Source organism: Pantoea sp. CTOTU49201 (assembly GCF_032054795.1).
GTDB classification, from domain to species: Bacteria; Pseudomonadota; Gammaproteobacteria; order Enterobacterales; family Enterobacteriaceae; genus Pantoea; species Pantoea symbiotica.
In genome coordinates this window covers 1-9,471 of record NZ_DAMBSA010000150.1, presented here as the reverse complement: position 1 = coordinate 9,471, position 9,471 = coordinate 1, and the positions used below count along the sequence as shown (strand labels likewise).

Sequence of the window (9,471 nt, the reverse complement as noted above, 5' to 3'; positions counted from 1 at the left end):
CGTTGGCCTGCACCGACAGGTGAATCGGCATCTGCGGGAAGGCTTCACGCACCAGCATAATCAGACCCGGATCGGACATGATCAGCGCGTCCGGCTGCATCGCCACCACCGGCGTCAGATCGCGGATAAAGGTATTCAGTTTGGCGTTATGCGGGGCGATGTTGACCACCACGTAGAATTTCTTACCCAGTTCATGGGCTTCATTGATGCCCTTGGCCAGAATCTCGTGGGTGAATTCGTTGTTACGTACGCGCAGGCTGTAACGTGGTTGGCCGGCATAGACGGCGTCAGCGCCGTAGGCAAAGGCATAGCGCATATTCTTCAGCGATCCCGCTGGAGAAAGCAGTTCAGGTTTTAACATGGATTTTCTCACTGATGTCAGGTCAGCATGCCATCGTGGATGGCAGGTGCAGCGGCCGTATTATTCGGCCCTGCAAAAGGTGGGGAATTGTAGGCAGGCCCGCACCCGATGTAAATTGACCTGGATCAATGTAAGCCGTTGCAGGCTACAGCAAGCGGCAGACGTCCGCTTCCCAGCGATAGCCCATACCGTACACCGCGCGGATAAACGGCTGTTCCGCATCGAGGTTTTCGAGCTTGCGGCGCAGGTTCTTGATGTGGCTGTCGATGGTGCGATCGGTGACTACGCGGTAATCGTCGTAGAGATGATTGAGCAACTGCTCGCGTGAGAACACTTTACCCGGCTCCAGCGCCAGCGTTTTCAGCAGACGAAACTCCGCAGGCGTCAGCTCCAGCTGCTGTTCACGCCAGCTGGCCTGAAAGCGGCTCTCATCAATATGCAGATGCGATTCCAGCTGCGCTTCTTCCGGCGAACGTTTAACGCGGCGCAAAATGGTTTTGACTCGCGCCACCACTTCACGCGGGCTGAACGGCTTGCAGATGTAGTCATCCGCGCCGATTTCCAGCCCCAGCAGGCGATCAATCTCTTCGGTACGCGCGGTCACCATGATGATCGGCAGCTCAGAGAAACGACGAATTTCACGGCACAGCGTCAAGCCATCACGGCCAGGCAGCATCAAATCCAGCAGCATCAGATCTGGCGGCGTTTGCTGTACGTAGCTCAACACCTCGTTACCGTCGGCAATGTGGTGCGTGCGATAGTTGGACGCCTGCAGATAATCAATCATCAGCTGCGCCAGTTTGGGTTCATCTTCTACAACAAGGATCAGAGGATCGCTATTTTCCGGGCTCATAAGTGACATCTAGTGAGGAACATACGGCAAGTTTAGCGTGATTTGCAGTCCACCTAAATCAGAGTGATCCGCACTGATGCTGCCGTCATGCGCTTCAGCGATGTTTTTACAGATCGCCAGGCCAAGCCCCGAGCCGCCGCTGGCGCGATTTCGCGAACTTTCTGCGCGGAAAAATCGTTCAAATAATTGTGCCTGATGGGCCGGATCGACGCCCGGCGCGCTATCGGCAAACCTCAGCTGCCAGTATTCACCCGCCAGCTGCATGGAAAGCTGCACCGCGCCGCCGCTGTCGGTATAACGCAGGCTGTTTTCCAGCAAATTGGTGAACAGCTGCATCAGACGATCGGGATCGCCAAAGCTCTCAGCCTGCGCGGGCAATGCCAGATTCAGCGTTAAGCCGCGGCTGCGATAGCGTTCGCCAAAGCTGCCCGCCACCACTTCCAGCAGATTAACCAGATCAACCGGCTGCTTGCGATAGGCGAGAGCGCCCGCATCGGACAGCGACAGCTGATGCAGATCGTCGACCAGTTTGGTGAGAACCACCACTTCGCTTTGTAGCGAGCTGATGGCTTCCGGCGTTAACTTGCGTACGCCATCCTGCATCGCTTCCAGCTCACCGCGCAGAATCGCCAGCGGCGTGCGCAGTTCATGGGAGATGTCGGCCATAAAGGCGCGGCGGTTGCTTTCGTTTTTCTCCAGCGAGCTGGCAAGCAGGTTGAAGTCGCGGCCCAGTTGACCGAGTTCATCGCTGCTGCCGACTTCCACGCGGGTCGCGAAATTGCCCGCCGCCAGATGGTGCGTACCATCCACCAGTCGTTTCACCGGTGCCAGTAAACCGCGCGCCAGCAGCCAGGTAACCAATGCGGCGAGTAACCCGGTCAGCGCCACGATCATCCAACTGGTGCGTCGCTGCTGCTGATCAAAGTTGATGTCGGTGCTGCGCGTCAGACGTTCGGCCGGTGAGGCAATTACCCAGCCGACAATCTTGCCGTTGCTGGTGGTGATATTGCGCCTGGTACCTTCCGGTGGCACCGGCTGGCGCGGCCCTGATAGCACTTTGTATTGCTGATCGATAATCCAGAATTGCGTGCGCCAGCCGTGCGGCGGTAGCTGGTTAACGCTGCCAGGATTCTGCTCCAGCGAGCGCAAAATAGAAAAAATCAGCTTGTCATTAGTACGCAGAAAATCCCAGCTACCGTGCTGCTCATACTGATCGGCCAGCGCATCACTCAGCAGGGTTAAGCGCTGCTCGTTGCCTTTTTTGATGTAGTCCACAAAGCCGTGCTCAAAGCTGAGCCGCACGCCCCAATGCATAGTGATGATCACCAGCATGCAGGTGGAAAAAATCGCCGCAAACAGTTTGGCGCCAATGCCCCATTTTACCGGCCGCTTCATCCTTTGCTCCTGCCTCTAAGGTCAACGTTTTTACTGACATCCTTCGGTACGCGCCAAAATACAAACGCGGGCAGCGCAATCACCAGCGCCATGCACAGATAGGTGTAAATGAAGGTTTGATGTGCCGCCGCGCTGTCGGTCACCACGCCGTGGCCAAATGCGCCTAGTAGTAAACCGGCCACGGTGACGCCAATACTCATCGACAGCTGCATGATCATCGATAACAGTGAGTTGCCGCTGGAAGCCAGCTCGTCCGGTAGCTCCTTTAGCGTCAAGGTGTTCATCGAGGAGAAGCGAATCGCATTCACCATGCCTTGCATTAAAAGCACCACCGGCAGCAGCCAGATCCAGCCAAGCAGCGCCACCAGCGGGAAAAGCAGCACCACCAACGCCAGCGCAAGGGTCGCGCCGACCAGCGCATGGCGATAACCAAACAGGTTAACGATGCGTACCACCACGCGTTTGGTACCCATGTTGCCGAGCACCATCGGAATCATCATCAAACCGGCGTGGAACGGGCTGTAGCCAAGGCCAACCTGCAGAAAGATCGGCGTCATAAACGGCAGCATGCCGCTACCGATGCGGCCGGTAAAACTGCCGAGCAGGCCAATCGAATAGATGCGGTTATCAAACAGTTTCAGGCTGAACAGCGCGTTATCGTTGTTGCGGCCGTGCATCAGGTAGAACAGCAGCGAAAACACCCCGACCAGAATCAGTAAACCGAGCAACAGCGGCGATCCGCCGGAGCTGCGCTGGCCATCCAGCGCCAGCGTTAAGGTCGCCATGCCGACAGCCAGCAGCACAAAGCCGAGGAAATCGAAGCGCCGCGTCTGCATGGTGTAGTTGGGCATCAGCGTCAGCGTGGCAATCGCGCCAATAATCCCAACCGGAATGTTGATCAGGAAAATCCAGTGCCAGCTGGCGTACTGCACCAAAATCCCGCCTAGCGCCGGGCCGAGCAGCGGCCCAATTTGTCCTGGCGTGGTGACGAAGGTCATCGCCGACATGTATTGCTCGCGCGGCACGATTTTCATCACCGTCAAACGGCCAACAGGCACCATCATCGCACCGCCAATCCCTTGCACCACGCGCGCCATAATCAGCTCATCCAGCGTGGTGGAGAAGGCGCACAGCAGCGAGCCGATGCTGAACAGCACAATGGCGCAGAAGAAGATATTGCGTACGCCAAAGCGGTCCGCCAGCCACCCGCTGATTGGCAGCGTAATCGCCACGGTCAGCACATAGGAAACGATCACCGAGTGCATATTTAGCGGGCTGACGTTGAGATCGCGCGCCATCGACGGGATTGCGGTGTTAACGATGGTGGTATCCAGCGCCTGCATAAAAAAGCCAAACGCGACGATCCATAGCTGCCAGCGCACGGTGGCGTTTTGCGTGTTCACTGAATCTCCTCTGCTGTGCGGTCACCATAAATGGTGACCCTACAAATTCTGGGTGGGTAGGGGCGCCATTCATGGCGACCTCCCTTAACCCGCCACCAATACCTTTTTCTTACGCCGCCGCAGCTTATCCATCATCAAATAAACCACCGGCGTGGTGTAGAGCGTCAGCAGCTGGCTCATCACCAAACCACCGGCGATGGTGATGCCGAGCGGTTGACGCAGTTCCGCGCCGTCACCGCTGGTCAGCACCAGCGGCAGTGCACCAAACAACGCGGCGAGCGTGGTCATCAGAATCGGGCGGAAACGCAGCTGGCACGCCTGGAAGATCGCGTCGTGCGGCGACAGATTGCCGTTGCGCTCGGCATCCAGCGCAAAGTCGACCATCATGATGGCGTTTTTCTTCACGATCCCGATCAGCAGTAGAATCCCGATTAGCGCAATCAGGCTGAACGGCGTATCGAACAGTTCCAGCGCCAGTAGCGCGCCGACGCCCGCCGACGGCAGCGTGGAGAGAATGGTCAGCGGATGCACGTAGCTCTCATAAAGAATACCGAGCACGATATACACCGCCGCAATCGCTGCCAGCATCAGGTAAAGCTGATTGGATTGCGACTGCTGGAACACCTGCGCGGTGCCGGCAAAACTGCCGCGCACGCTGGCGGGCACGCCAAGCGCGGTGATGGTGCGATCGATGGCTTCAGACGCCTGCGATAGCGATACGCCTTCCGGCAGGTTAAACGAAATGGTGGACGCCGCCGACAAGCCTTCGTGGTTCACCGACAGCGGCGCGTTGGCCGGTTGCCACTTGGCAAACCAGCTCAGCGGAATCGCTTTGCCGTCGCTGTTAATCACAAACATCTGATCGAGTGAACTGATGTCCTGGGTGTAGCGCGGATCGACTTCCATCACCACTTTGTACTGATTGAGCGGCTGATAAATGGTGGAGATCTGGCGCTGACCAAAGGCGTTATTCAGCAGGGCGTTAGCGGCTGACACATCGATGCCGAGCCGCGCCATGCTTTCACGATCGTAAGTCAGATTCATTTCGCTGCCGTTGTCCTGTTGATCCGAGTTGACGTCCGCCAGCTCGGGCAGTGCGGCAAACGCCTGACGGATTTTCGGCTCCCATTCGCGCAGGTCATTCAGGTTGTCCGACAGCAAACTGTATTGATAGCTGGCGTTGGATTCACGTCCGCCAATACGAATGTCCTGTACCGCGTTGAGATAGAGATTGGCGCCCGGTTCTTTCGCCAGCTTGATACGCAGCCGGGCGATCACTTGCTGCGCGCTTTCGCTGCGCTCGGAGAGCGGCTTGAGCGAGACGAACATCGAACCGCTGTTGGTGCGCGAACCGCCGGTAAAGCCGGTGACGTTATCCACCGCCGGATCGGCTTTGATGATGTTCATGAAATCCTGCAGCTTGCCGCGCATCGCCTGGAACGAAATGCTCTGATCCGCTGAGATAAAACCTTGTAAACGACCGGTATCCTGCTCCGGCATAAAGGTTTTCGGAATCGAGATGAACAGCCAAACCGTAAGCGCCACGGTGCCGAGCAGCAGCATCAGCACCCAAATAGCGTGGTTCAGCACCCAACCCAATGAACGCGCGTAGCCGTTTTGCACCTTCATTAGCAGCTTGCCGAAACCGCGAATACGCGGCTGGCTGCGCTTGACCTGCGGCTTGAGCAGATACGCGCACATCATCGGCGTCAGCGTGACCGAGATAAACAGCGAGATCAGAATCGCCACCGACAGCGTGATGGCAAACTCTGAGAAGAAGCGGCCAATGATGCCGCCAATCATCAGCAGCGGCAGGAACACGGCAATCAGCGACAGGCTCATCGACAGCACGGTAAAACCGACTTCGCGCACGCCGGTCAGCGCCGCCTGCAGCGGCTTCATGCCCGCTTCGACGTGGCGTGCAATGTTCTCCAGCACCACAATCGCGTCATCGACGACAAAACCGGTGGCGATGGTTAACGCCATTAGCGACAGGTTATTCAGGCTAAAGCCGCATAGGTACATGGCGGCGAAGGTGCCAATCAGCGAAACCGGCACCGCAGCGGCGGGGATCAGCGTCGCGCGCCAGTCGCGCAGGAAGGCAAACACCACCAGAATCACCAGCGCCACGGCGATGATCAGCGACTGCTCCACTTCATGCAGCGAGGCGCGAATGGTGGGCGAACGATCCTGCGCTATTTGCAGATCGATGGCGGCGGGGATCACGTCATGCAGTTCCGGCAATTCGCCACGAATGCGATCGACGGTATCGATGATGTTGGCTTCCGGCGATTTACGCACCACCAGCAGCACCGCCGCTTTGCCGTTGGTCATCCCGGCGTTGCGTACGTCCTGCACCGAATCCTGCACGTTAGCGACATCGCTGAGGCGCACTGCCGCACCGTTGTTGTAATGCACCACCAGCGGTTGATACTCGCTGGCGGTTTGCAATTCTCCGTTGGTGCGTAACTGCCAGCGCTGCTGCACGTCATCAATGGCGCCCTGCGGACGGCGTTGGTTGGCGTTGCTGATGGCGGTGCGCACCGCATCCAGCGACACACCTTGATTGAACAGCGCCTGCGGGTTGAGTTCGACGCGCACTGCAGGCAACGAACTGCCGCCAACCGTCACATCGCCCACGCCTTCAATTTGCGACAGCTTCTGCGCCAGCTGCGTTGAGGCGTAATCATACAGCTGACCGGGATTATAAATGTCCGAGGTCAGCGTCAGGATCATGATCGGTGCATCCGAAGGGTTGGCTTTGCGGTAGCTGGGACGGCTCGGCATGCCGGTTGGCAGCAGGCTTTGTGCGGCGTTGATCGCCGCCTGCACATCGCGCGCGGCACCGTTGATGTCGCGATCAAAATCGAACACCAGAATAATGCGCGTGCTGCCCAGCGAGCTGGTGGAGGTCATTTCACTGACGCCAGCAATGCGCCCCAGCGAGCGCTCGAGCGGCGTTGCCACCGAGGCCGCCATGGTTTCCGGCGATGCACCGGGCAGCGAAGCCGAGATCAAAATCACCGGGAAATCCAGCTGCGGCAAAGGTGCCACCGGCAGCAGGCGGAAGCCGAGAATGCCGGCCAGCGCAATCGCCAGCGTCAGCAAAGTGGTGGCGACCGGGCGATGAATAAACAGCGCGAAGAACTTCACGACTGCGCCTCCGAGCGTTTAAAGCGACGGCGCGTAGCGTGCGACAGACGATCAAACAGCATATAGATCACCGGCGTGGTGAACAGCGTCAGAACCTGGCTTACCACCAAACCGCCGACCATGGCGATTCCCAGCGGATGGCGCAACTCTGCGCCGACGCCGGTACTCAGCATCAGCGGCAGCGCACCGAGCAGCGCCGCCAATGTCGTCATCAGAATCGGACGGAAACGCAGTAAGCACGCCTGATAAATCGCCTCGCGCGGCGGCATGCCTTGCTCACGCTCTGCCGCCAATGCGAAGTCGATCATCATGATGGCGTTTTTCTTCACGATACCGATCAGCAAGATAATGCCGATGATGCCGATGATATCCAGCTCGTTGCCGCTCAGCATCAGCGCTAGCAGCGCGCCCACACCGGCGGTGGGCAGCGTCGAGAGAATAGTGATCGGATGGATAAAGCTCTCATACAGCACGCCGAGCACGATATACATCGCCACCACCGCCGCCACAATCAGCCACACGGTGCTGGACAACGCGGCTTCAAAGGCCAGCGTGCTGCCCTGGAACTGCGTCATCATCTCGGCGGGCATGCCCACCTGATCTTCCGCCGCGCTCACCGCTTTCACCGCATCGCCCAGCGAATAGCCGTCGGCGACATCAAACGAGAAGGTTGCCGAAGGGAACTGATCGAGATGGTTGATGCTGAGCGCGGCGTGGCGCTCCTCAATTTGCGCGATGGCGCTGAGCGGCACGCTGCCGCCGTCGCTGCTGGTCAGACGAATGCCGTCGAGACTCGCCAGTCCCGGCGTTGCATCGTTGTTCTGCTCCAGCACCACGCGATATTGGTTGGCCTGGGTGTAAATGGTGGAGATCAGCCGCTGACCAAAGGCGTTATACAGCGCGTTATCCACATCGGCCATGCTAATGCCCAGGCGGCTGGCGCTGTCACGATCGACACGGACAAAAGCTTCCAAACCTTGATCCTGCCAGTCACTGCTGACGTCACGCAGTTGCGGCAGCGTATTCAGCTGCTCCAGCAGTTTCGGCACCCACAAACTCAGCGACTCGAGCGAGCCGGATTGCAGCGTGAACTGGTACGGCGTGCGGCTGGCTTGGGTATCAATGGTCAAATCCTGCACCGGTTGCAGCCACAGCGAAATGCCCGGCACTTTAGCTAACGCCTGTTGCAGGCGCTGCTGCACCGCCGGAATACGATCGTCACGCTCATTCAGCGGCTTGAGGTTGATTTGCAGGCGCGCGCTGTTGAGCGCGGCGTTGGTGCCATCGACGCCGACAAACGAGGTCATGCTCTGCACCGCCGGATCTTTCATGATGATTGAAGCGACATCGCGCGTGCGCTCCGCCATGTTGGCGTAAGAAACCGACTGCGGTGCCTGCAAGGTACCTTGAATGATGCTGTTATCCTGCTGCGGGAAGAAGCCTTTGGGAATGACGATCCACAGCAACACGGTGATCAGCAAGGTGCTGAGCGCCACCGACAAGGTGATCCACGGATGCAGCAGCACGCGCGTTAAGCCGCGTCCGTAGCTGGCAATAACGCGGTCGAACATCGCTTCGCTGGCGCGCGAGAAGCGGTTCTGCTTGCGCAGCGATTCGGCGCTTAACATGCGGGCGCACATCATCGGCGTCAGCGTCAGCGATACTACGGCGGAAATCAAAATCGCCACTGCCAGCGTTACGGCGAATTCGCGGAACAGGCGGCCAATTACATCGCCCATAAACAGCAGCGGGATCAGCACCGCAATCAGCGAGAAGGTGAGGGAGATGATGGTGAAGCCAATCTCGCCCGCGCCTTTCAGCGCCGCCGTCAGCGGTTTTTCGCCTTTTTCGATATAGCGCGAGATGTTCTCGATCACCACGATGGCGTCATCAACCACAAAGCCGGTGGCGATGGTCAGCGCCATCAGCGTCAGGTTGTTGACCGAGAAGCCGAGGAAATACATCGCGGCAAAGGTGCCTATCAGCGACAGCGGTACGGCGACGGCGGGAATGATGGTCGCCGGGACGTTACGCAGGAACAGGTAGATGATCATCACCACCAAACCCATCGCCAGCATCAGTTCGTGCTGGGTATCGCTGACCGAGGCGCGGATATTGGTGGTGCGGTCAGTTAGCAGTTTCACATCCACCGATTTTGGCAGCGTGGCGGTTAAACCGGGCAACATGGCGCGGATATTATCGGCGGTGGCGATGATGTTAGCGCCGGGCTGGCGCTGCACGTTGAGCACAATCGCCTGCTGACGGTTCGCCCATGCGCCCAGCCAGCTGTTTTCGGCACCTTGTTC

6 protein-coding genes are annotated in these 9,471 nt (G+C 58.5%); all 6 read right to left on the bottom strand.

All coding sequences use genetic code 11. The features are described 5' to 3' along the window. Nucleotides 1-361, bottom strand: a 361-nt coding sequence (locus tag RTY00_RS12220; RefSeq protein WP_409519135.1) for a U32 family peptidase, incomplete at its 3' end; no start/stop codon positions are given. A gap of 145 nt (nt 362-506) precedes the next feature. After that, nucleotides 507-1,214, bottom strand: coding sequence for a two-component system response regulator BaeR (gene baeR, locus RTY00_RS12215; RefSeq protein WP_312664632.1), 708 nt, complete (start codon nt 1,212-1,214; stop codon nt 507-509). Between the two features lie 9 nt (nt 1,215-1,223). Further along, on the bottom strand, nt 1,224-2,609 hold the full coding sequence (baeS, locus tag RTY00_RS12210; protein WP_312664631.1) for a two-component system sensor histidine kinase BaeS: 1,386 nt from the start codon (nt 2,607-2,609) through the stop codon (nt 1,224-1,226). Next, on the bottom strand, nt 2,606-4,012 hold the full coding sequence (mdtD, locus tag RTY00_RS12205; protein ID WP_312664630.1) for a multidrug transporter subunit MdtD: 1,407 nt from the start codon (nt 4,010-4,012) through the stop codon (nt 2,606-2,608). Before mdtD ends, baeS begins: the two co-directional genes overlap by 4 nt. Nucleotides 4,013-4,096: 84 nt before the next feature. After that, nucleotides 4,097-7,165, bottom strand: a complete 3,069-nt coding sequence (gene mdtC, locus RTY00_RS12200; protein WP_312664629.1) for a multidrug efflux RND transporter permease subunit MdtC — start codon at nt 7,163-7,165, stop codon at nt 4,097-4,099. After that, nucleotides 7,162-9,471: efflux RND transporter permease subunit (locus RTY00_RS12195; protein WP_312664628.1), on the bottom strand; the 2,310-nt coding region annotated here is incomplete at its 5' end. The genes RTY00_RS12195 and mdtC, both read right to left, overlap by 4 nt.

What these genes read in the sequence shown, in the direction of transcription:
- baeR (WP_312664632.1), bottom strand. Translation starts at nt 1,214, where the DNA reads ATGAGCCCGGAAAATAGCGATCCTCTGATCCTTGTTGTAGAAGATGAA.
- baeS (WP_312664631.1), bottom strand. Translation starts at nt 2,609, where the DNA reads ATGAAGCGGCCGGTAAAATGGGGCATTGGCGCCAAACTGTTTGCGGCG.